Origin of the sequence: Chryseobacterium sp. PMSZPI, from assembly GCF_002835665.1 — a bacterium.
Lineage (GTDB): Bacteria > Bacteroidota > Bacteroidia > Flavobacteriales > Weeksellaceae > Chryseobacterium.
The window spans coordinates 15,540-38,778 of the sequence record NZ_PIZV01000065.1 but is presented as its reverse complement, the minus strand read 5'-3'; the positions used below and the strand labels follow the sequence as shown (position 1 = coordinate 38,778).

The following is a 23,239-nucleotide window of genomic DNA, read 5'->3' as shown; positions in this document are numbered from 1 at the left end:
TTCCGTTATTTCAAAAAAAATCTTAAAAGTTTCTTAAAAAAATTATATATTTACGGCTTAATTATAAAAATTAACATGAAAAGGATATTTCTTTTATTATTGTCTGCGTCAGTAGCATCGGTATCTTGTTCAGGTGGTGGCAGCTCTTCTGTAGGGAAGCCAGGAACAAAAGGAGAATTGATACCAAGAGAAAAAACGAAATCATTTGTTGCGGAAAGACCATACGGAATGGTTGCAATTCCTGCAGGTTCATTTGTTGCTGGTCTCGCAGATCAGGATCCAACAAATACACCTGAAAAAGCATCATTGAAAACAGTTACTGTTTCATCTTTCTTCATGGATGAAGCAGAAACTACTAATGCAGAATACAGGGTATTCATCAACTATGTAAGAGATTCTATCGCAAGAACTTTACTAGCTGAAGCTGCCGGAGAAGGTGGTGATGAAGGCGGGCGTAAAGGAGCTGCAATAGGAGACTATGCATACCTTGCTAAAAAAGAAGAAAATTTAACACCTTATCAAGAATATATGGAAGGCCAGGGCGGCCGAGAAGATGGAGGATATGACGCAAGCAAAAGATTAGACTGGAAAATTCCTTTACATTGGAGTACTTCAAAATATCCGGATGTGGAATATGCTGAAGTTCTGGAATCTATGTATTTGCCTGCTTCTTCCAGATTAGGAAACGAAAGAATTTTAGATGTAAGTAAGCTTAAATATACTTACCGTTGGGGAGATATGGATGCTGCCCTTGCAGATAACGAAAGAGGTGCTAATTACCTGAAGAATGAAAGTATTGCAGTGTATCCTGATACTACCGTTTGGGTAAAAGATTTCCACTTTGCTTATAATGAGCCATTGTTTGAACAGTATTTCTGGCACAAGGCTTATAAAAACTATCCGGTAGTAGGGGTTACCTGGGATCAGGCGAGAGCTTACTGTAACTTCAGAACTAAATTAAAATCCGATTATAACGAAAGTTTAAAAAGGAAAAAACAAAAACCAATGATTTTCAGACTTCCTACTGAAATCGAATGGGAATACGCGGCAAAAGGCGGAATGCAAAATGCTACTTACCCTTGGGGAGGTCCATATTTAATGGATGACAGAGGTTGCTATTTGGCAAACTTTAAGCCTAAGCGAGGTAATTACATGGAAGACGAGAAAAAAGGTACTTATACATATACAGCTCCAGTTAAGAAATTTAAGAAAAATGGGTTTGGGTTATTTGATATGGCTGGAAACGTTTCTGAATGGACAGAATCTGCGTACAATAATTCTTCATACGGGTTCTCTTCTACATTAAATCCTTCTACAAAAGATAAAAAGGATACTAGAAAATCTGTAAGAGGTGGATCTTGGAAAGATATAGGATATGCATTAATGACAGGGGCGAGAGATTGGGAAAGAAAAGATTCAGCAAGAAGCTATATCGGATTTAGAACTGTTCAGGATATTCCTGAAGCAGCGGTTAAGCCAAGAAGAGTTAACAGATAATTAACTACAATTATTTTTCAATAACAATTTTATTTAACATTAAAAAAACTAACTCAATATGTTTAAGACTAAAGATGCTTGGATGAATTTCTTTTATTCATTCGGTGCTGCAATTGTAATTCTTGGAGCTTGGCTTAAAATTACTCACATTACCCTGGGACCCATTAACGGTAATATGGCTCTTACTGTAGGGCTTATTACAGAGGCTATTATCTTTATTATTTTCGCATTTGACCCTCCAAAAACTGAAGAGTCTTATGCTTGGGAAAATGTTTATCCTGAATTATTAGATAAACATGCTAACCCGAATCCTTTACATTCTAACGTAACAACTAGAAATACAGGCGCTCAATTTGCTGAATTAGAAAATTCTCTTTCAAACAAATTAGATAAAATGCTTGAAGATGCTAAATTAGATGTTCAATTATTTGAAAGATTAAGAACAGGAATCGATAAATTTTCAAGTTCTGTAGATCAAATCAATCAAACTGTTGACGTATCTGCTTCTACACACAAATATAATGAGCAACTAAGTAAAGCTGCTCAGCATATGGAAAGTATGAATGCTTTATATGCTTTACAACTTGAAAACGGTAAAAAGCAATCTGAATATGCAAACAAGTATGTAGCAGATATGCAAAAATCTGCAGAGCAGTCTGAAAAATTTAACCAAGAACTACAAGGTCTAACTTCTAATCTGAATAATTTAAACAGAGTGTATGGCGGTATGTTAACTGCTATGAAGTCTTAATTCCTAACCATTTCTAAATTTAACTACTTAATTAAAAACAAAAAACTAGAGAATGGCACAAGGAAAACAGACCCCTCGTCAGAAGATGATCAACCTGATGTATCTGGTTTTCATCGCGATGATGGCCCTCAATATTGATGCAGAAATCATCAGGTCATACTATGACTCTACCAGAGCATTAAATGAAACGAGAACTTTAACAGAGAAGAAGAACGAAAAGATTTTTGAAAGAACGCTTGAAGCTAAAGCTCAACAGGTTCCGGATACCTATGCAAAACCTTGGGAAGACTACAAAGTATTGAAGACCAAAATTGATGTATTGGTAAAATCTGCTCAGGATATCAAGATTTTGTTAAAGAAACAATCTGAGTTTCATGATAAAGACAAAAACGGAAAAGATCTTGATGTAAGTGAGAATTTTGCTGCTTTGAACAATAATGAAGCTACTACTGAATATTTCTTTAAAGAAGGAGATGAAAATACCCCTTCCCCTAATGCATTAGATCTAAAACGTAAAATTGACGATGTAAGAGATTATATCAATAAAACTTTTGGAAATAACGCACAGCTTAAAGATTTAGTGGATAGAGCTAATAAGTCGCTTATTGCAGAATATCCTAAAGGTAAATCTCCAAATGATAAGACTTGGTTTCAGAATAAATTCTATCACCAACCGCTTATTGCAGCGATTTCTAATTTGGAAATTATCCAAAATGATGCCAGAAATGTGCAGTCTGATGCATTGGCTTTATTACTACAAGAAAAAGTAGATGCTAGTATCAAATTTACAAGCTATGAGCCGATTGTTTCAGGTCCTGTAGATATTCAGGCAGGAAAACAAGCTGAAGTGAAGGTAATGTTAGGTACTTATTCTAATAGCAATAAGATCAACATCTCTGGTGTTAGCAGACAAGAAAACGGAAAAGGTACTATTTCAATTTCAGGTGCTGGAATTGGAGAACATAAATTAGGAGGTACTATTACATTAACAGATGCTTCAGGTAAACCACAAAGTTTCCCTTGGACACATACTTATAACGTTATTGCAGGACCAAGAGAAGTTAAACTTGAAAAAGGTCTATTGCTTTCTGCAGATAAGATGAATGTAATGTATAGAGGATTGGAGAACCCTGTATCAGGATCTATCTTAGGTGCTGATAACTCTAAACTTTCATTGTCTGCTCCGGGAGCTTCTGTAAGAAGTACAGGACCAGGTAAATGGGTTGTGAAACCTACAACAGGAACTACTGTTAAGTTGACATTATCCGGTACAGATCCTTATGGTAAAACAGTATCACAAGTATTTGAATATAGAATTAAAAATGTTCCACCACCTCAAGGACAAATGAGAGGATTGAATACTTTATCTATGCCGGCAACTTCGATTCCAAATCAGTCAGTACAGGCAGCTATTCCTGACTTCGACTTCCCGGTTTCGTTCACTGTAACTCAATTTATGGTTAGAGTACCTGGTAGAGCAGCATTATTAATTCATGGAAATTCATTAAATGATGCAGCAGGATTAATGAAAAACCTAAGAACAGGAGATGTAGTTTCAATCTTTGATATTAAAGCTACGGCTCAAGGCTTGGAAGGACAACAGATTAAAAACATCACTCCTATATTAATTAATGTTCAATAGGACTAAAATTGTAATTTATTATGAAAAAATATATTAGCACCCTTTTAGTATTAGTTTCGGGATTTGCTTTTTCCCAGACTATTCTGAATGCTTCTTCTCCAGAAGAGTTCAGAAAGATGAGAGAGGAGAATAAACAAAAAGTTGGTGATACTATTATAGATAAAACAGTAAAGCCTCTTGAATATGGTTTTGTTGAAGATAAAGATATTCTTAAGAGTATGTTTGTTTGGGAAATCATCGATATGAATGATAAGATCAACCAACCATTCTATTACGATAATCCGGATGGACTTCTTTCTACCCCTACAAGATCTTTATACCAATTGTTGTTAGATGCTGCCTTAACAGGTAAAATTGAGCAGGTATATGATGACGAAAACTTTACTGTAAAACTTTCTCCGGAAGGAATTCAGAAAAGATTGGAGAATGTTAGAATCAACGATGCTGCTATCGATATCTTAAACTCCGGAAGACAATTAACTGCGCAAGAGAAAAAAGAATATACCGATGTTTTTAAAACAACTACAGATAAAGTAAAAGTTCTTAAAATAATGGGGATGTGGTTCATTGATAAGAGAGATGGGCAAATGAAGTACAGACCTCTTGGTATTGCAGCTATGGGACCTGATCCGGCAGTACAAGGAGTTATTGGACCAGATGGGAAACCTTTAGCAGGAAACGATGAGCTTATCGACTTATTTTGGATTTTCTATCCAAATGCAAGAGATATTTTAGCGAATAATTATGTTTTCAATAGAAAGAATTCTTCAGCTGATTTATCATTCGATGACATCATCAATGCAAGAAGATTCTCATCTGTAATCTATAAATCTTCAAGTGGCTTAGGAGATGGTACTATTAAGGATTATATTCCAAAAGACGCTGATGATCAAATAGATGAAAGTGATAGAATCAAGGCGCAGATTCTAGAAATGGAAAATGATATGTGGAATTACTAAATTTCATTTGATATTTATACAAAACCTGAGTATTTTTACTCAGGTTTTTTTTATTATTAAATCGCTCTTTGTTTATTGTTAATCAATAATGTTGCGATTGTATATAACTTAAAATAAATGAAATTTCACATATGAAAAATGTAGATTATATTATTGTAGGAGACGGATATGCCGGATTGTTCTTTGCTCACCAGTTAATTAAGAATAATAAGTCATTTGTGATCTATTCTGAGGGGAGAAAGAGTGCCTCTCAGGTTTCTGCCGGGATTATTAATCCTGTTGTTCTTAAAAAGTTTACGACATTCTGGAAAGTTCAGGAGCAAATTGACTTTCTTAAAGCTACTCTTGAAGAGATAAAATCATATATTCATGAGAACTTTTTGATTGATGCTCCTATCCATAGAATTTTTCATGATGCTAATGAGCAAAATCTCTGGTTAAAAAAATCTGCAAATGACGAATTAACAAACTTTCTTGATAAAAATTTTGACCATTTAAACGTAGTAAAAAACGATTATCAGACGGGAAAGGTCAACCAATCTGCCAGACTTAATGTAAGTGGATTTTTTGCGGGTTTATTTAATTATTTTGAAAAAAATGATCATTTAGTAAAAGAAAAGTTCGATTATACACAACTGAAGCCCTCCGAATCTGTTTATAAAGATTTTAATTTCAAAAATATTATTTTTTGTGAAGGGATGGGAGTAAAAGAAAATCCGTTTTTTTCAGATATCACTGTAAATCCTAATAAAGGACATCATATCAAAGTGAAACTTTCCGAACCCATTCCGGAAAATATAACGATTAAAAAGAAACACTTCCTGTTCCCAACCGGAAACGGATTATATTTTTACGGTGGAACTTATGATAGGGAACAACTACATCACCATATAGACGATTCTGCCGTAGACCAATTGGTTAAGGGATTATCCGAATTTTATCCTTATGATTTCGAAGTAGCTGAAGTGCATTTTGGTTTTCGACCTACAGTAAAGGACAGAAGACCTATCATTGGAAGACATCATGAATTTAATAACCTATATGTTTTTAATGGATTGGGAGCAAGAGGAATTTTGAATGGATGCTATTTTTCAAAGGAACTTTTCGATTTTAGCGAAAATAATATTCCATTACATACAGAGGTTTCTCTGGATAGATTTAGTAAATAATTTATATCTATGATGTTGCGGATGAAATTTATAATTCAAAAAAAGACATATGATAAATGAAAGTGTATTAGGAATAATTGCCGGAGCTCTCACTTCTGTTTCCATGCTTCCTCAGCTGATAAAGGTTGTTAAAGAAAAAAATGTGGAAGATATTTCTTTATTGATGCTTCTTGTTCTTATTTCCGGACTTGCTTTCTGGGTTTGGTACGGATTCGTAAAAGATGAGCTGCCAATTATTTTATCAAATGTATTTGCCATTTTGGTTAATATGATTCTTTTGGGCTGTTATATATTATACCGTAAAAAATCTTAAAAATTATTCATAAAAAATGCTTTTACCGTAATCGGCAAAAGCATTTTTATTTTAAGTGAAAATTATTTCTAAATTATTGAAGAACAAACTTGGCTAAAGGTGCCATTCTAGCTTTATTCAAAGTTAAAGTATTTCCGTTAACAGAATAATTATCTGCTGCAAGAATAGCTTTGGTAAATTGATTTTCAATATCTAAATCTTCGCAAGCTATCATGGTAGACATTCCCTGGTTGAATTTAATTCTCATAGCATCAGGTTTAATTTCAAATGTCCCACCTAATCCGTTACACCCTGCGTGTCCTTCATATCTCATGCCGTTCATGTCTAGCTTGAAATAAGGATTGTTTTTAGGGTTTTTCAATTGGATAGGTTTTCCGTTAAGCTCTGTAAGCTTCCATGTTTTTCCAGTGATATCTGTAGTTTTTTGTGCCGTAGTTGTTTTACATGCTACTAAAGATATCATAAGAATAAGCGCCGATAAATAATAAAATAAATTTTTCATAGTTTGATTTTAATATGAATATTATTCACTATGCTAATACGATGCCATTTTTGCAGGACCTGATTCTTTTTTATCCTTTTTAAGATGGAAAAGAACCATATCTACGTTTTTCTTTAAAAAAGTAATATTGCCCTTAATGTCTGAATATTGATATTCTTCATTGGAAGCAGTATATTCCGGTAAGGCATCACTTTTTTTCAGGTCATATGTTTTCCCGCTCAGGTGGACAGTTGCCGTATTTTTAGTGTTATTGATAATTACTTCAATTTTTTCTCCATAACTATCGACATAAATGTTCTTAGAAATTTGATCTGCATTTTCAGGAGCTGCATTTGTAATTACTTCTGCATCTTTTCCGGGATGTTTACATGCTGTTGTTGAAAGGACTGCCAATCCCATAAGGATGGTGGTAAATAAATTTTTCATAGTGATAAGTGATTTTAAAGTGTTTCATGAATTATGATGTTAATGCTTTATAAATTTACAAATATTTTTAATAAATATATGTTAATTTTACATAAAGTAACATAATTTTAAAATTAGTAAGAAATTCAATCCCTACTAATGCATATGCATTGAAACAAAATTTGTTGATAAAATAATAAAAAAATTAGATGTTAAGTATAAGGAGTTGAGGGGTTATCTTGCTTATTTTCAGAAGGGTAGAGTTGTGCTTTTTCATTGCTCATTTGTTGTGTAAATTTTCGGCAAAATTAATTCAAATAATAACTATTACCAATAGGAGGACGTTAATAATTTGAAAACATGATAATATTTATATTTTCTTATTTATATTTTTCTAAAATCTCATATTATATTAAAATAAAATATAGAAAAACGGGTTGAATATATCGGATTCCGAATAGGAACAAAATTGGTTTTACTGTATTTTCAATGGATACACTCTGTTTATTTAATAAATCGTTAAATTTTGTTAATCTATTATGATAGTATTATAATCTAGATGTACATTTGCAACTTCAAAATGAGAACTTGTATTGTATATTTTTTAACCAGTCTCTTTCTGCTCTTTGTAGTGGAAAGTAAGCTTGATGTTAAAACACTTCGTAATGATTATTCCGGACATGCTTCTCATCATATCAAAAGAGCCAATCGTTTGAATCAAACATTTGAAAAACTTTCGATTCAACAGATGGCAGACAATAATATCGATAATTCCACTTTAGAGCTTGCTGAAAACGACTTTCAATTGTCGGATGTATTGCAGGTTGTTGTTTTTGCGGTTATTTTCAGTCTGGCTTATATTTTTGGTTTAAAAAGTTATAAACAATTTAAGCCTGATCTCCATGGATTTGTTCTCGGTCTTACTACCAGACGATTTATCCTGATTCGTTCCATAAGAATTTAAAATTTTACATTTTCAATTAATGTTCTGTCTTTTTAAGATGGGATCATTTTACGTTGTGTTAGCCGGTAATCTTCACATCGTTATATCCTTTATTACCTTATTATTTTTATTCAAAACAAAACATTAACGTTTATCAAACTCTAGAATTATGATGAAAAGAGTTGCCTCAGGCATTGCACTAAGCATCCTATTGGTTGTGGGCTGCAACAAGAAAAAAGAAGAAAAAGAAGAAGCCGCAGTTTATCCGGTGACCACTCCGGTTGAGATGGACACTGTAATCAATAAAGAATATGTAGCTCAGATTCAATCTGTGAAAAACATTGAAGTGAGGGCACAGGAAAAAGGTTTTCTAGAAAAGATTTTCGTAGACGAAGGACAATATGTACATGCGGGCCAAACCTTGTTCCGAATTATGCCTAAACTTTATCAGGCCGAATTGTTAAAGGCAAAAGCTGAAGTAGAACAAGCTTCTATTGAGTTGAAAAATGCTAGCACGCTGGCCGGTAACAATATTGTGTCTAAAAATGAAAAAGCAATGGCGAAAGCTAAATTAGACGCTGCCAATGCGGAAATGAAACTGGCTCAGATTCATTTATCCTTTACTGATATTAAAGCACCATTTTCAGGAATTATCAATAGACTTCCTCTTAAACTGGGAAGCTTGGTGGATGAAGGAGACTTGTTGACTTCGTTATCAGATAATACCAATATCTATACTTATTTTAATGTTTCTGAACCTGAATATCTAAGTTATCAGACCCATGCTGCAGACAGAGGCAGTGATCAGGTATCTCTGATTACTGCGAATGGAGAAGTGTATCCGGAAAAAGGATTGATCCAAACCATAGAAGGTGAATTTAATAATGAAACAGGAAATATTGCTTTTCGTGCAAAGTTTCCCAACCCGAGTAACCTATTGAGAAATGGTGAAACCGGAAAAGTGCAGATGACAATGCCGGTACACAACGCATTGATTATCCCACAAAAAGCTACTTATGAAATCCAGGATCAAAAATATGTTTTCGTTGTAGATAAAAATGGAAAAGCGAGATCCAGAAATATCAAAATTGCTTATGAATTACCGGACCTGTATGTAGTAGGATCGGGACTTTCAAGAGGAGATCAGATTCTTTTAGAAGGGGTTCAGAAAGTGAAGGATGATCAGAAATTAAAAATAAAATTCCAGGACCCTAAAAAAGTCCTTCAATCATTGAAATTAAAAGCAGAGTAGTGTACTCTAAAATGAAGTAGTATGTTTAAGAAATTCATTCGCAGACCAGTTCTGTCTATTGTAATCTCATTGATTATTGTGTTTTTGGGAATTTTGTCTCTGGTAAAATTACCTGTGACCCAGTTCCCGTCAATTTCACCTCCTAAAGTAAATATTACAGCAGAGTATCCCGGTGCCAACAACGAATTGTTGATTAAATCAGTAATTATTCCTCTGGAAAGAGGTTTGAATGGTGTTCCGGGAATGAAATACATGTCATCCAACGCAGGTAACGACGGGGAAGCTGCAATTCAGGTTGTATTTGATCTGGGTACGGATCCCAATGTTGCAGCGGTAAATGTTCAGAACCGTGTATCTTCAGTAGTGAACAAGCTACCACCTCTTGTGGTACGTGAAGGGGTGAAGATTACCCGTGAAGAACCTAACATGTTGATGTATATCAACTTGTATAGTGATGATCCTAAAGCCGATCAGAAATTCCTTTTCAATTATGCAGATATTAACGTAATGTCTGAATTGAGAAGAGTAAGTGGGGTAGGATTTGCTGACATCCTTGGAACCCGTGAATATGCGATGCGTATCTGGCTTAAACCGGATAGACTTACTGCATATAGTATTTCTGCGGACGAAGTAATGGAAGCTTTGAATGAGCAGAGTTTGGAGGCTTCTCCCGGGAAAACAGGGGAGAGTTCAGGAAAGAGAGCTCAGTCTTTTGAATATGTTTTAAAATATCCGGGACGTTACAATAACGAGAAGGACTATGGAAACATTATTTTAAAAGCAAAACCAAATGGTGAATCTGTACGATTAAAAGATGTTGCCGATATTGAATTTGGAAGTTCTATGTATGATATTTATTCTACTTTGAATGGAAAACCTTCCGCGGCAATCACAGTAAAACAATCTTATGGATCCAATGCAAGTGATGTTATCAAAAACGTAAAAGAATTAATGTCAAATCTCGAAAAAAACAGTTTCCCTAAAGGAATGCATTATGAGATTAGTTATGACGTTTCCAGATTCCTTGATGCATCTATGGAAAAAGTGGTGCATACCTTGTTTGAAGCTTTTATCCTGGTAGCTATTGTTGTATTTCTTTTCTTAGGAGACTGGCGTTCTACGTTGATTCCTGCATTGGCAGTTCCCGTTTCATTGGTAGGAACTTTTGCGGTTATGTCAGCGTTTGGAATTACATTGAATATGATTTCACTCTTTGCATTGGTAATGGCGATCGGGGTTGTTGTAGATGATGCGATTGTAGTTATTGAAGCGGTGCACGCTAAGATGGAAGAGAAAAATCTTTCACCGTTGAAAGCTACGGAAGAAGCAATGCATGAAATCAGTGGAGCAATTATCGCTATCACATTGGTAATGGCTTCCGTATTTATTCCGATTGCATTTATGTCCGGTCCGGTTGGTGTATTCTATCGTCAGTTTTCCATTACGATGGCCTCTTCGATTATTTTATCGGGAGTTGTAGCCCTTACATTAACACCTGCATTATGTGCTTTAATTTTAAAGAATCACCATGGAAAGGTTAAAAAGAGAACTCCGATTACCATTTTCCTTGATAAATTCAATAACCTATTTACAAAAGGAGCAGGAAAATACGAGAAAATGCTGAATAAAACGGTGACTAAGAAAATGTTCACATTACCGTTACTATTGGCGTTCTGTGCCTGTACCTATTTCCTGAGCAATTCACTTCCTTCAGGGTTTATTCCAAGTGAGGACCAAGGGATGATTTATGCTATTATTCAGACACCTCCGGGATCTACACTGGAAAGAACCAACCAGATTGCACGAGAATTGTTAAAAGAATCTGAAGGGATTGATGGAGTGCAGTCTGTTTCTTCATTGGCTGGATATGAGATTCTTACAGAAGGAACCGGATCCAACTCGGGGACTTGTCTGATCAATCTTAAAAGCTGGGATGAACGTAAAGAATCTGCAGCTGAAATTATTGAAAAACTAGAAGAGAAAGCCAAGAATATTCCGGGAGCAAATATTGAATTTTTCCAACCACCTTCTGTTCCAGGATATGGTGCCGCGGGAGGTTTTGAGCTTCGTTTACTGGATAAAGCGGGAAGTGGAGATTATCATAAAATGGAGCAAGTGAGTAATGATTTTGTAAAGGAGTTGAAGAAACGTCCGGAATTGGGATCTGCATTTACCTTCTATTCTGCGAGTTTCCCTCAATATATGCTTCGAATTGATAATGATCTTGCAGAACAGAAAGGAGTTACCATTGAAAAAGCAATGGATAATTTATCTACGCTTATCGGTTCCAATTATGAAACGAGTTTTATCCGTTTTGACAGACCTTATAAGGTAATTGTACAAGCCGGACCTCAATATCGTGCATTACCGACTGATCTTTTAAAACTATATGTTAAAAATGATAAAGACCAGATGGTACCTTATTCTGATTTCATGAGACTGGAAAAAGTGTATGGTTTATCTGAGATGACAAGGCATAATATGTATAACTCTGCACAGGTAAGTGGTACTCCGGCACCGGGATATAGTAGTGGACAAGCGATTCAGGCGATTCAGGAAGTTGCCGATAAAACCCTTCCGAGAGGCTTTGGTATAGACTGGGCGGGTATTTCAAAAGATGAAGTAAGTCGTGGAAATGAAGCGGTATTTGTCTTTCTGGTGTGTCTGGGTTTTGTATACCTGATCCTTTCTGCACAATATGAAAGCTTTATTCTTCCGTTACCTGTCATTCTATCGTTACCTGTAGGTATTTTCGGAGCATTTTTATGTTTGAAACTATTAGGATTGGAAAACAATATTTATGCACAGGTGGCCATGGTAATGTTGATCGGGCTTTTGGGTAAAAATGCCGTATTGATTGTAGAGTTTGCAGTACAGAAAAAAGCAGAAGAAGGAATACCGGTGGTACAGGCCGCTATTGAAGGAGCAGCTATTCGTTTCCGTCCGATTTTGATGACTTCATTTGCGTTTATTGCCGGATTGATCCCTTTGGTAATGGCGACAGGGCCGGGTGCCGTAGGAAACCGAACCATTGGTACCGCCGCAGCTGGAGGAATGCTGATAGGAACGATCTTCGGGTTGATGATTATTCCGGGATTGTATTACATATTCGGAACTATTGCTGAGAAATCGAAATTGGCAAGATATGAAGAAGAAAATCCTTTAACAGAACAAACTGAACCTTATGAACATGATGGAAAATTCGAAGATTAAAAATATATTCACAGCCATTGCTTTATCACTTGTTTTGGCAAGTTGTAAAGCACCCATGGCGACTGTTATAAAAGACGAGGTAAAGGAAAGTATACCTCAAAATTTCAATCAGGAAGAACAACAGGATGCCAATAATAACAGTGGAACTACTCCATGGCGACAGTTTTTTACGGATCCTAATCTTGTAAGTCTGATTGAAACAGCTTTAAAAAATAATCAGGATCTGCTTATCACCCTTCAGGAAATTGAAATTGCCAAAAGTGGTGTTTTGGCTAAAAAAGGAAGGTTGAGCCCTACCGTTTCTGCAGGAATAGGAGCAGGACTTAAAAAAGCAGGCCGCTATACCAGCGAAGGAGCGGGAGATGCCAGTACAGAAATGGAACCCGGGAAATCGATGCCGGATCCTTTGGGTAATTTTGAAGGAGGCTTGATGGCGAATTGGGAAATTGATATCTGGAAAAAACTGAGAACTGAAAAAGAATCTGCAGTAGCTCATTATCTTTCTACAGTTGAAGGGAAAAACTTTGTACTGTCTAATCTTATTGAAGAAGTCGCTGACGATTATTATGAGCTGTTGTCTCTGGATAATCAACTTGATATTATACAACAATATATTAAGCTTCAACAAAAGGCTTTGGAAATATCTAAGATTCAAAAAGAAGCTGCTGCGGCAACGGAACTGGCAGTGAAGAAGTTTGAAGCAGAATTGGCCAAATCAAAAGCATCAGAATATACAATTCGTCAACAAATTGTTGAAAAAGAGAATGAAATCAATGCATTATTAGGAAGATATCCACAGCCAATCATCAGAACAAAGGAAAACTTTATGACTATAATTCCACAGACGGTATATACAGGAATTCCGTCACAACTGCTGGCGAATCGTCCGGATATCAAACAAGCAGAATTGGAATTAAAAGCAGCAAAATTGGATGTGCAGGCAGCAAGAAAAGAATTTTATCCGTCTCTTGAAATCTCTGCAACATTAGGGCTGGAAGCCTTTAAACCATCGTATTTGGTTAAAATGCCGGAATCGATTGCTTATAATCTGGTAGGAGAGCTAGCCGGACCGCTTATTAATAAAAGTGCGATTAAAGCTAATTTTCAAACAGCCGATGCCAAGCAGATTCAGGCGTTATATGAATATGATAAAACGATTTTAAATGCTTACCTGGATGTGGCCAATTTAATGTCAAAGGTTAAAAATATAGATCATTATTATCAATTAAAATCTGAAGAAACAAAAGCTTTAGACCAATCTATTGATATTGCCAATCAATTGTTCCGAAATTCAAGAGCCGATTATCTTGAGGTTCTTTTGAATCAAAGAGATGCCCTGGATGCTAAAATGGAACTGATAGAAGCCAAACAGCAACAGCTAAGCACAGTAGTGGATATCTATAAAGGTTTAGGTGGGGGCTGGAAATAAAAAACATCATAATTCAATCAATAAACAGTTAATGTTTGGGGGCAATTCTTATAGAGTTGCCTCTTTTTATTGTACAGAATTTTTTAGATGAAAGAATCACTGTATTTTTCATGACAAAAGATAATTTATTCTATTCCTAGCTTAAGATTAAAATTATGCTGGTAAGACGAAAAAACAGAGATTTTAAAAAAAACTAGAAGAGATATTGAATGTTTGGGAAAAAAAATGATATAAATATCAATTTTTTTTCGATTATTTCAATGGAAATATCACATATTTAGGATTTAAAAATAATGTAAACATCTACGTTTACAGGTTGTTTCGGGTTTTAAGAAAAATGTGAATTAATGTTTGTTAAAAATTAGTTGAATATTAAGAATTAATTATTATTTTAGACTACGTTTTTTTTATTCGAATAGAATGAGAGAAATATTGAAACAGAAACACATGAAATATAAAAAAATATTGTTCTCACAGTTCCCATGGAAATGTTCCCATTTTCATTGTAATATCTCTACAATTTTACTTAAAAATACAAATAAACATTTGTCTTAAAATTAATAAGACTCACTCTTTATAGTTATTCACTAAATTTTAAATTTTATGAAAAAAAAATTTTTACTTACTTCCATGTTTATTGGAGTACTTAGTTTTGCGCAGGTAGGCTTGAACACTTCGCTCCCTCAGGCAACATTAGATGTAGTTGGTAGCCCGACGGATATCTCCAAATACGACGGAGTTATAGCTCCAAGAATTACAGGAAATCAATTAAGAGCTAAAACTTACACTAGTGCACAAATCGGAGCAATAGTATATGCCACAGCTGCAGATACAGCACCAGCAGGCCAAACCATTAATGTAACTGCCAATGGATATTACTATTTTGATGGTACAAAGTGGGTGAGACTAATGTATTCTTCAATAGATCAACCTGTTATTACCGGAATTAATTGTAATAGTGCAAGATTAAGTCCTTCAACCTATACACAAGGACAACCTTATTCCGGGGTTCTGTATGTTCCATATACTGGAGGAAACGGAGGAGCATATCCTGGAGGGAATACTGTTAATTCTACCGGGGTAACAGGGCTTACCGCTACATTGCAACCAGGAACATTGTCTTCAGGAAATGGAGAACTTGTATACACGGTAACAGGAACTCCTTCCGCGTCAAGTCCTCAAACGGCAAGTTTTGCAATCAATATATTTGGACAAAGCTGTACTGCTACAGTTGGTGCATCAGCAACAGCTGAAGTATCTAATAACTCTGTAATGGATAACTTTAGAATTAACAGTGATAACGGAGTAACAGGGTATCAGGTAATGGTAACTTCTCCGGATGGTAAGTTTTCTGTAAGAGCGTTTATCGTTTCCAAAGATTATGATCCAGCAGCAGCTACTTTCGGAACAGATGCGGTAACAGGTATTAATTTACAACTAAGAAATAATCAGGCGACTCCGGTTACAATTTCCGGTCAGTATGAGTATTTATTTGCAGGAGCTGGTGGAAATGGAAATAATCTGGTTACTTATATGCCAGGAGTATGGTCTGGGGATAGACAGTGGAATGCTGCCAATACAACACCAATGATCGCTGGAGGATTAGACGGTACTGCAGCAGCTGGATCAACATGTACAACTCCTGCTGCCACTGCCGCAAAATGTAGATTTACGGCTTGGGGTAATGATGGGGTATATGCAGGTGGAATCCCTGAAAACCGTCTATATATGTGGTCTCTAAATGGAGAAACTCCTATTGATAAAACTTTCTATATTCTTACATTCTCCTCATCTTCTTCGAACTTTGGTATTCCTGCAACGGTCGCTAACTGTCCGGGGGGAGTTTGTGCTGCAGCAAAAGCTTTCTTAAAAATTGAACAGATCAGAGCACAATAAAAAATGTAATACATGAAACAAGGTTTCCCGAAAATCTTGTTTTTCATATATACAATATAGCAGAGGCTGACTTCTTATAGGAGCAGCCTCTATTTTTTTTGCATTTAGCTTTCGTTGTCTGATGTAAAATCATTTAAAACCTGATCATAGTTTGCTTTAAAGCCATTTTCAACAGTCCCTTCAACCCAATAAGCTTTTACATTTGTAATTCCGGCATAAGTTTTCAAAACATCTTTGAGATAAGCAGCCAGGTAATCGGGATTTCCTTCTGTTTTTCGCCCACCGGAAGCAATAGCGAGATAAACTTTCTTGTTTTTAAATTGTCCTATACGATTTCCCTGTTCATCAAAAGTGTAAGTAATGCCTGCCCGAATCAATTGGTCTAGCCATGTTTTTAAAGAAGCGGAAATTCCAAAGTTGTACATAGGAGTCCCAATTACAATAACATCTGCTTCTTTCACCTCTTCGACAATCATATTGGCATAAGAAAGCAATTGATTGCTGCGTTCGTCATACATTCCAGGATGTTTATAAAACTCATGGATTGAAACTTCATCCGCAAGAGGTGGTACTTCTTTGATTAAATCTCGTACTACGATTTTATGAATGTTGTTAGACTGGGACAGTCGATCTATAATGGCTGAGCTAAGTCCTTTACTATAAGATTGATCAGCTCTTGGGCTGGAAATAATGTGCAAAATATTTTTCATACTATAATCTTTTACTGTGATGACGATTGAAATATTCAAAAGGGGACAAAATTGTATAAAGACAAAAAGTAATTTCAGCTTTATAGCTATTCTTTGATGATTACTCCTGACCAACAATTAAAGCTTTAATTTTTATTTAAAAGCGCAGGTCTTTCGGTTTTCTCATTTCATAAAACAGTCGAAGTACATTGGAAATCCGGATTTTAAAATTGTTAAAGAAAAAATACTTTGCTATATTTATCAAACTAAACCATTTCACAAAATTGATCCGCCATGAAGAAAGTCCTTTTAATCATTCTGGGTATTCTTATTATTCTCGTTGCCGTATTACTCATTAAGACGTATACCTATCCTTTTAAGAAAAATAATATGGGAACAGGTGAAGGATGGAAGCCTGTTAAAAATGATTCTGCAGTAATGCATTTATCAGGAGGAATCAAGATCCCTACAGTATCTACAGGAAGTTTGGGAGAATTTAACTATGAACCATTTGCTAGGTTTAAAGAATATTTGAAAACAACTTATCCATTGGTATTTCAACATACCGAAAATGTTGAAGTGAATCAATATGGTTTGGTATTCAGGCTTAAAGGAAATAATCCCTCATTAGAGCCTGTTTTATTTCTTTCTCATATGGATGTAGTACCTCCGGGAGATGCTGATATCAAAAATAAAGAAGAAAATATTTTCCGGCCGGAAGATCAACCGCTAGAGCCTGTTACAAAAGTGGCGGAAGATTGGGATTTTGCTCCTTTTTCAGGAGCTGTTGCCAATGGAAGAATTTATGGTAGAGGAGCGATTGATATGAAAGGGATGCTTTTTTCATTAATGGAATCAATGAATAATTTGATTAAAAACAAACAAATTCCTCAACGTGATATTTATCTTGCCTTTGGTTTTGATGAAGAAGTTGGAGGAAAGAAGGGAGCGACGCAGATTGCAGATTATTTTAAGAAAAAAGGATTGAAGTTTGATGCAGTTTATGACGAAGGAGGATTGATTATGCGAAAAGGAAATGTAGCCGGAATAGATTCTGATATTGCTGTTGTTGGATGTGCCGAAAAAGGATTTCTTTCTGCCAAAATTAAGGTGAAGGGACTTGGAGGGCATTCTTCTATGCCACCTATGGAAAGTGCTATCGGGAAAGCAGCAGTCATTATGCAACGTTTGGAAGATCATCAGATGAAACCTACCATAACCCCTTTGATTAAAGAATTCTTTGATAATATTGGAGGTACAATGCCCTTTACAAGCAGGTTGGCGATAGCTAATCAATGGCTTTTGAAACCTATGTTATTATCAAAGCTTACCAAAACCAATACAACCAATGCATTGGTAAGAACCACAACAGCCCTAACGATGATGAAAGGAAGTGACGGGACCAATGTGCTTGCCCCCGAAGTAGAATTTGTCGTTAATTTCAGGCTCCTTCCCGGGAATACGGTAAAAGATGTCAGGGAACATATCGCAAAAGCAACCAAAGGCTTCGATGTTGAGGTTGAAGAAATTGATAATACCAGAGAAGCTTCAGCAATTTCTCCTACAAATACTAAGGCATTTAAACTTATAGAAGCCGGAGTTAAAGAAATATATCCTGCTGCTATTGTAACACCGTATCTTACTATGGCAGGAACGGATGCGGCTCGATATGAGATTGTAAGCAAAAATGTGTATAGGTTTATGCCAATCAAAATCAACCGTTTTGAGCAACAAAGTCTTCACAGTACTAATGAATACCTTAGTATTGAAAACTATCTGAAGATGATTCATTACTTTGAATATATGATGAGAAATTATGATAAATAATGATTTGCAGGTTGTAGACTTATAACTAGCTATCTCATATTTTCAGATTCTTTTTCTAAAAAAATCAACAAAAAATATATTGCGTCAAGTTTTGTCGCATTACGGTAATAGCTTTGTCTCATCAAAATTACAGAGCTATGGAATTACCATTTTACTTAAACTTTAAAGACTTTGAAAGTTACTATTATAACAACCTTGAAAAATGGTTTGAAGCATATCATAATGCAAGTGAAATAGATTATCTGAAAGCTCTTGCAGATTTATATTCTCCCTACCTGTATTATAATTTTGCAGAAGACAGAGTACAGGCTGATGCTTCTATTGAAGTTAAAGACTGTTTTTTCCCTTACCACGAAAAAATAGGAATCTCTTTCTGCATTGATTGTAACAAAGAAACATCTAAAAAAAACTTACATCAGGTCTTTGAGTTTAAAAATATTTCAATGATGGAGTATGCCCAACACATTTTGGATAAGATCAATAAGTATTGTTCAAAAAACAGCAGTGCCCTAGATGGAAGTAAAAATATCCTGGACTATATTAATAATTATGATATCATTACTTCCGTAGAAGGAGTTGGATATTGCATTAGTTATAACCGCCACCAAAAAGTAATTCCATTTTTGAAAGCTTATTTACCCTACTATGGGCAAACAGTAAACATGGCTTTATACAGAGATTTCGTTTTTTCCATTGTGGAGATTGCAGAGTTTATTGATCAGAAGCTAAAAAATATTCGAGCTTTTGAGTATACCATCTATGCGCAGTCAAGATCAGAGGCGAAGTTTAAAGTACAAATGAGCCGCCAGTTTTTGACGCTTTGTAATTAAAATGTGCACCAAACATTCATAACTCAATTATATTGTTGGATTACCCAAAGTTTTCCAAATTAAAATCCCATTCAGAAATGATTGGGATTTTTTTAAAAATAATGTAGTAAGATCTATAAATCAGTTTTTTTATAAGGAATATTCCAGATCAGGTCGGCTGCCAGATAATGTACACCACCATGGTGAATACTTTTGCTACCCCTGATTAGGTCGTCCATATATCCTATATCTACCGTAAAAGGAGTATGAGGGATATTGAACATATAATAAGCTGCGATACGCATTTCTCTATATCCAAAAGAAGTCCATTGTGAATCAGGCTCATTAAGATGACTGATGGAAAACAGAGCTTCTGCACTGAGCGCCAGTTTTTGATTGTTTTTAGGAGATAAATTATAAGTTAATTGACTTTTAATCCGGGTTCTTAGCTGAAAGTCTTCTTCAACTTGATGAAAATCTGGATCGAAAAATTTTCTGAACTCTTGTCGGATTGTGTTCTTTAATTTTAGTTTTTTCCCAAGATCGAAAGTATAGGCATATCTTCCGTAGATTCTGAATTCCTGTTCCGTATCTTCTTTTTCGTAAGGTGCAGAGCTGTCATATTGAGGCTGACGTCTATAGCTGATAGCATAACTGTATTGCTGATGAGGGGCAAAGGAATTGTAAACCTCGTGGTTTAAAACAAAAATAGCCTGTTTTGAAAATAAATTATCATCATCAAGATTGCTTTTACGTCCTATGGCGATATAGCTCAATGTCTGTTTTTTTCCTAAAGAATCTAATTGACACTTTACTCCAAAAGCAGACCAAAAAGCAGTGTTGGCGTCTCCCAATCCAGGAGGACTGATCTGTGCTTTTACAACAGTTCCGATACAACTTAATAAAAATAACCCTGTAAAAATTTTCTTTACACTAAACATCATGAATAACGGCTTCAATTTAAATTTTACTATCTGCGAAATCTTAAAGAATAAAGATGTTGACGTTTCGCAGTGAAAATATTTTATCATAACAAATTTAAATACTTTATTTTATTCAATGATTATTCAAAATCTTTTAATACTGTTTAAAAACATGACAAAATAAAGAGTTGGTTTTGAAAAGTTTTAGGAACAAATATACCCGTTGTGCATTTTGATATTTTAATGTCAGTTCGGAATAAAACAGCCTTGAGGCCGGGAGCTGGAAGCTAAAAGTGATGAAGGCTATAAAGAATAACTATTCATCTTTTTTGTTAATCTTAAGGCAAAAATTAATGATATCATAGGCTATCAGTCATTATAAGTGAAAGTAATGCACAACGGATATAAAGATATTTTTATATGATTTTTGATATGTTTATTTAGAATAATTCAAATTAATATTGTGGGTGAAATTAGTATTCCGTTATTTTGCACTATTATTTATAATTATTTTAAATAAGGCTGAAAAAATGACTGAATGTACCGAAAATGACTTCCTGATCAAGCAGGTAGCCAGCCGTAGTTCTGTGGAAATAGTACAGACTACTGATGTTTTAAAACACAAAATGATCCAATGGTTTAAGCCATTCTTATTTATCTTCTTTTCTTTATTAAGCTCAATCCATGCTAATGCCCAGGATATACAAAACGGGATAACCGGAAAAGTAACCATGATAGATGGACAGCCTTTAAGAGCAATATCGGTTTCGTTGTTAGATACCAATCACCAAACGCTTACTGATGATGAAGGAAACTACAAATTTGTGAACCTGCCAGCAGGACAATATACAATCAAATTACAAATTCTGGGAAGCAAAGAAGTTCGTCTTCCGGTGGAAGTGAAAGCAGGAGAAAACACTACGCTTGATTATCAATTAACCAAAGAAAATATTCAAGCCATACAAGAAGTGGTGATCATGAAAAACGTTAATAGATTTTCTAAAAAAGAAAGCGGATTCGTTGCTAGATTACCCTTAAAAAACTTGGAAAATCCTCAGGTTTATAATACAGTTACCAAAGAATTATTTCAAGAACAAGTTGCAGTTGATCTTGGAAGTATTTCTAAAAATGTACCGGGAGCCGGAGTTCCGATGATTGCTAATCAGGGAAGAGTAACATTTCGTTCACGAGGATTTGAAACGGAACCGAATGCCAGAAATGGTGTTGCAGGAGCAGCATTTTCAGTGATTGATCCGGTAAATTTGGAGCGTATTGAGGCAATTAAAGGGCCTTCTGCAACTCTGTTTGGGAAAAGTGTTGCCAGCAGTTACGGAGGAGTATATAACCGTGTTACCAAAAAACCTTATAATGGTTTTGGGGGAGAAGTTGGTTATGTGGGAGGTAGTTGGGATTACAACCGTTTGACAGTAGATGTAAATACTCCGGTTAACAAAGACAAAACAGCTCTTTTCCGTCTTAATGCTGCAGGAACTTTTGAGAAAAGTTTCCAGGACTTAGGGTTTACGAATTCTTTGGCAATAGCACCAAGCTTTTCATATCAGATCAATGATCGTATGTCACTTTTGCTGGATGTAGAATTTAATCAGGCAAAAGGAACATCTGTGGTACGTTTTAATCCTTATACGGGAAGCAACAAGACACAATCTATTGCAGATATGAAGTTTCCTTATTATAAAAACTTTTTAGGAGATGATTTGGCTTATGAAACGCAGATGATGAATATTTTCGCTCAGTTGAATTATAAGGTTTCAGAAAACTGGACTTCCCAAACTATAGTTTCCCGGGCAAGATCGACTATTAATGGGTATATCTCTGCCATCAACGGAAAAACGGATTCTACCGCAAGTGCTCAGGTTATGGTGGGAACCACATCATTTATTGCAACGAATATTCAACAAAACTTTATCGGAGATTTTCATATCGGACGTTTTAGAAACAGAATGGTTGTAGGATTGGATTATTATAACAATTCCAATCATTTTGACCGTTATCATACTAACACCAAAGTTTTTAATTTTGTTCATCCTTCTGCTGATTTTAGAGTAAACCGCAACACTATTGATGCCCTTACGGCAACTTCAGCGATGAGAAAAGAAAATAATGGAGATAATACATATGCTGCTTATGTATCCAACGTTTTTAATGTTTCCGATCAGTTGATGGTAATGGCAAGTTTGCGAGTAGACAGGTTTCAGTTTAAAGGGGTGTATGATATTACAACAGGTGAAATAAAAGGGGGATTAAGTAATAGTGGAGTACAATCCGGACCGTATGGTCAAACAGCATTTTCTCCCAAATTAGGCTTAGTGTATGAAGTGGTAAAAAATAAACTTTCCCTATTTGGAAACTATATGAATGGTTTCAATAATGTGAGCGGAGTTGATATTAACGGAAATTCTTTCAGACCCGAATATGCTAATCAGCTTGAATTCGGGATGAAAGCCGATGTTTTCAACCATAAATTAGTAGGAACATTAAGTTATTATAATATTCGTGTAGATAATATATTGAGAACCAATCCTGATGATATCAATTACTCCATTCAGGATGGAACACAGTTGAGTAAAGGGTTTGAAGCTGAGTTGACAGCCAATCCTTTTGATGGGTTGAATATTGTGGCGGGCTATGCTTATAATGACAGTAAATATACCAATGCGAATCCTTCTGTTAATGGATTGAGACCTGCACTATCAGGACCTGCTAACATGTTCAATTTCTGGATCAGTTATAGAATCCCACAAGGTAAATTAAAAGGCCTTGGAATAGGAGGGGGTGGAAATATGGGATCTTCATCTTATCAAACCAATACACAGACTGCTAAAGTCATTATACCGTCTTATACCATGCTTGATTTAGGGATTTTCTATGATCAGCCAAAATATAGAATAGGATTAAAATTTGACAATATTACGAATGAAAAAGCTTGGTCTGTACGTTTAACGCCACAAGCACCATCTCGTTTCTTAGGAAGTGTTTCCTTGAAATTTTAAATAGATTTT

The 23,239-nt window shown here is 35.3% G+C and carries 18 protein-coding genes; 14 read left to right on the top strand and 4 right to left on the bottom strand.

Features of this window, described 5'->3' with window-relative positions; genetic code table 11:
- Nucleotides 1-75 precede the first annotated feature (75 nt).
- From gldK to CW752_RS13145, 6 genes are all read left to right on the top strand, one after another.
- Nucleotides 76-1,497 (top strand): gliding motility lipoprotein GldK, encoded by a 1,422-nt coding sequence (gldK, locus tag CW752_RS13170; RefSeq protein WP_101240172.1) that lies wholly within the window; start codon nucleotides 76-78, stop codon nucleotides 1,495-1,497.
- A gap of 58 nt (nucleotides 1,498-1,555) precedes the next feature.
- Nucleotides 1,556-2,248 (top strand): gliding motility protein GldL, encoded by a 693-nt coding sequence (gene gldL, locus CW752_RS13165; RefSeq protein WP_101240171.1) that lies wholly within the window; start codon nucleotides 1,556-1,558, stop codon nucleotides 2,246-2,248.
- Nucleotides 2,249-2,300: 52 nt separating this feature from the next.
- Nucleotides 2,301-3,890, top strand: a complete 1,590-nt coding sequence (locus tag CW752_RS13160; protein WP_101240170.1) for a GldM family protein — start codon at nucleotides 2,301-2,303, stop codon at nucleotides 3,888-3,890.
- 20 nt (nucleotides 3,891-3,910) lie between these two features.
- Nucleotides 3,911-4,849, top strand: coding sequence for a gliding motility protein GldN (gene gldN, locus CW752_RS13155; protein ID WP_101240169.1), 939 nt, complete (start codon nucleotides 3,911-3,913; stop codon nucleotides 4,847-4,849).
- A gap of 131 nt (nucleotides 4,850-4,980) precedes the next feature.
- The gene (locus CW752_RS13150; RefSeq protein WP_101240168.1) at nucleotides 4,981-6,018 is read left to right on the top strand and encodes an NAD(P)/FAD-dependent oxidoreductase; all 1,038 of its coding nucleotides are present in this window, start codon (nucleotides 4,981-4,983) and stop codon (nucleotides 6,016-6,018) included.
- Between the two features lie 49 nt (nucleotides 6,019-6,067).
- Nucleotides 6,068-6,331 carry a SemiSWEET transporter gene (locus CW752_RS13145; protein ID WP_228401767.1) on the top strand — a complete coding sequence of 88 codons (264 nt, stop codon included), beginning with the start codon at nucleotides 6,068-6,070 and terminating at the stop codon, nucleotides 6,329-6,331.
- A gap of 73 nt (nucleotides 6,332-6,404) precedes the next feature.
- Here CW752_RS13145 and CW752_RS13140 read toward each other — a convergent pair whose 3' ends face one another.
- Together CW752_RS13140 and CW752_RS13135 are read right to left on the bottom strand one after the other, a co-directional pair.
- Nucleotides 6,405-6,833 (bottom strand): META domain-containing protein, encoded by a 429-nt coding sequence (locus tag CW752_RS13140; RefSeq protein ID WP_101240167.1) that lies wholly within the window; start codon nucleotides 6,831-6,833, stop codon nucleotides 6,405-6,407.
- Between the two features lie 33 nt (nucleotides 6,834-6,866).
- The gene (locus CW752_RS13135) at nucleotides 6,867-7,259 is read right to left on the bottom strand and encodes a hypothetical protein (RefSeq protein ID WP_101240166.1); all 393 of its coding nucleotides are present in this window, start codon (nucleotides 7,257-7,259) and stop codon (nucleotides 6,867-6,869) included.
- 559 nt (nucleotides 7,260-7,818) lie between these two features.
- Here CW752_RS13135 and CW752_RS13130 point away from each other — a divergent pair.
- From CW752_RS13130 to CW752_RS13110, 5 genes are all read left to right on the top strand, one after another.
- A complete protein-coding gene (locus CW752_RS13130; RefSeq protein WP_101240165.1) occupies nucleotides 7,819-8,202 on the top strand; it encodes a hypothetical protein in 384 nt (127 codons plus the stop codon).
- A gap of 151 nt (nucleotides 8,203-8,353) precedes the next feature.
- On the top strand, nucleotides 8,354-9,433 hold the full coding sequence (locus tag CW752_RS13125; RefSeq protein WP_101240164.1) for an efflux RND transporter periplasmic adaptor subunit: 1,080 nt from the start codon (nucleotides 8,354-8,356) through the stop codon (nucleotides 9,431-9,433).
- Nucleotides 9,434-9,454: 21 nt separating this feature from the next.
- Complete coding sequence (locus tag CW752_RS13120; RefSeq protein WP_101240163.1) at nucleotides 9,455-12,646, top strand: efflux RND transporter permease subunit; 3,192 nt, start codon at nucleotides 9,455-9,457, stop codon at nucleotides 12,644-12,646.
- Nucleotides 12,618-14,075, top strand: coding sequence for a TolC family protein (locus tag CW752_RS13115; protein WP_101240162.1), 1,458 nt, complete (start codon nucleotides 12,618-12,620; stop codon nucleotides 14,073-14,075). Before CW752_RS13120 ends, CW752_RS13115 begins: the two co-directional genes overlap by 29 nt.
- A 603-nt stretch (nucleotides 14,076-14,678) precedes the next feature.
- On the top strand, nucleotides 14,679-15,971 hold the full coding sequence (locus CW752_RS13110) for a hypothetical protein (protein ID WP_101240161.1): 1,293 nt from the start codon (nucleotides 14,679-14,681) through the stop codon (nucleotides 15,969-15,971).
- A gap of 104 nt (nucleotides 15,972-16,075) precedes the next feature.
- Here the strand turns inward: CW752_RS13110 and CW752_RS13105 are convergent, their stop codons facing one another.
- A complete protein-coding gene (locus CW752_RS13105) occupies nucleotides 16,076-16,681 on the bottom strand; it encodes an FMN-dependent NADH-azoreductase (protein ID WP_101240160.1) in 606 nt (201 codons plus the stop codon).
- Nucleotides 16,682-16,954: 273 nt separating this feature from the next.
- On the opposite strand from CW752_RS13105, the gene CW752_RS13100 reads away from it, so the two are divergent.
- Together CW752_RS13100 and CW752_RS13095 are read left to right on the top strand one after the other, a co-directional pair.
- Nucleotides 16,955-18,487, top strand: coding sequence for a M20/M25/M40 family metallo-hydrolase (locus CW752_RS13100; protein WP_101240159.1), 1,533 nt, complete (start codon nucleotides 16,955-16,957; stop codon nucleotides 18,485-18,487).
- Between the two features lie 137 nt (nucleotides 18,488-18,624).
- Nucleotides 18,625-19,317, top strand: coding sequence for a hypothetical protein (locus tag CW752_RS13095; RefSeq protein ID WP_101240158.1), 693 nt, complete (start codon nucleotides 18,625-18,627; stop codon nucleotides 19,315-19,317).
- 113 nt (nucleotides 19,318-19,430) lie between these two features.
- Here CW752_RS13095 and CW752_RS13090 read toward each other — a convergent pair whose 3' ends face one another.
- Nucleotides 19,431-20,240: a DUF2490 domain-containing protein gene (locus tag CW752_RS13090; RefSeq protein WP_185117630.1), complete on the bottom strand. Its 810-nt coding sequence runs from the start codon at nucleotides 20,238-20,240 to the stop codon at nucleotides 19,431-19,433.
- Nucleotides 20,241-20,749: 509 nt separating this feature from the next.
- Here CW752_RS13090 and CW752_RS13085 point away from each other — a divergent pair.
- Nucleotides 20,750-23,230: a TonB-dependent receptor gene (locus CW752_RS13085; protein WP_228401765.1), complete on the top strand. Its 2,481-nt coding sequence runs from the start codon at nucleotides 20,750-20,752 to the stop codon at nucleotides 23,228-23,230.
- The last annotated feature ends 9 nt before the right edge of the window (nucleotides 23,231-23,239 follow it).

Coding starts and splice junctions, on each gene's coding strand:
- gldK (WP_101240172.1), top strand. CDS start 76: ATGAAAAGGATATTTCTTTTATTATTGTCTGCGTCAGTAGCATCGGTA.
- gldL (WP_101240171.1), top strand. CDS start 1,556: ATGTTTAAGACTAAAGATGCTTGGATGAATTTCTTTTATTCATTCGGT.
- CW752_RS13160 (WP_101240170.1), top strand. CDS start 2,301: ATGGCACAAGGAAAACAGACCCCTCGTCAGAAGATGATCAACCTGATG.
- gldN (WP_101240169.1), top strand. CDS start 3,911: ATGAAAAAATATATTAGCACCCTTTTAGTATTAGTTTCGGGATTTGCT.
- CW752_RS13150 (WP_101240168.1), top strand. CDS start 4,981: ATGAAAAATGTAGATTATATTATTGTAGGAGACGGATATGCCGGATTG.
- CW752_RS13145 (WP_228401767.1), top strand. CDS start 6,068: ATGATAAATGAAAGTGTATTAGGAATAATTGCCGGAGCTCTCACTTCT.
- CW752_RS13140 (WP_101240167.1), bottom strand. CDS start 6,833: ATGAAAAATTTATTTTATTATTTATCGGCGCTTATTCTTATGATATCT.
- CW752_RS13135 (WP_101240166.1), bottom strand. CDS start 7,259: ATGAAAAATTTATTTACCACCATCCTTATGGGATTGGCAGTCCTTTCA.
- CW752_RS13130 (WP_101240165.1), top strand. CDS start 7,819: ATGAGAACTTGTATTGTATATTTTTTAACCAGTCTCTTTCTGCTCTTT.
- CW752_RS13125 (WP_101240164.1), top strand. CDS start 8,354: ATGAAAAGAGTTGCCTCAGGCATTGCACTAAGCATCCTATTGGTTGTG.
- CW752_RS13120 (WP_101240163.1), top strand. CDS start 9,455: ATGTTTAAGAAATTCATTCGCAGACCAGTTCTGTCTATTGTAATCTCA.
- CW752_RS13115 (WP_101240162.1), top strand. CDS start 12,618: ATGAACATGATGGAAAATTCGAAGATTAAAAATATATTCACAGCCATT.
- CW752_RS13110 (WP_101240161.1), top strand. CDS start 14,679: ATGAAAAAAAAATTTTTACTTACTTCCATGTTTATTGGAGTACTTAGT.
- CW752_RS13105 (WP_101240160.1), bottom strand. CDS start 16,681: ATGAAAAATATTTTGCACATTATTTCCAGCCCAAGAGCTGATCAATCT.
- CW752_RS13100 (WP_101240159.1), top strand. CDS start 16,955: ATGAAGAAAGTCCTTTTAATCATTCTGGGTATTCTTATTATTCTCGTT.
- CW752_RS13095 (WP_101240158.1), top strand. CDS start 18,625: ATGGAATTACCATTTTACTTAAACTTTAAAGACTTTGAAAGTTACTAT.
- CW752_RS13090 (WP_185117630.1), bottom strand. CDS start 20,240: ATGATGTTTAGTGTAAAGAAAATTTTTACAGGGTTATTTTTATTAAGT.
- CW752_RS13085 (WP_228401765.1), top strand. CDS start 20,750: ATGACTGAATGTACCGAAAATGACTTCCTGATCAAGCAGGTAGCCAGC.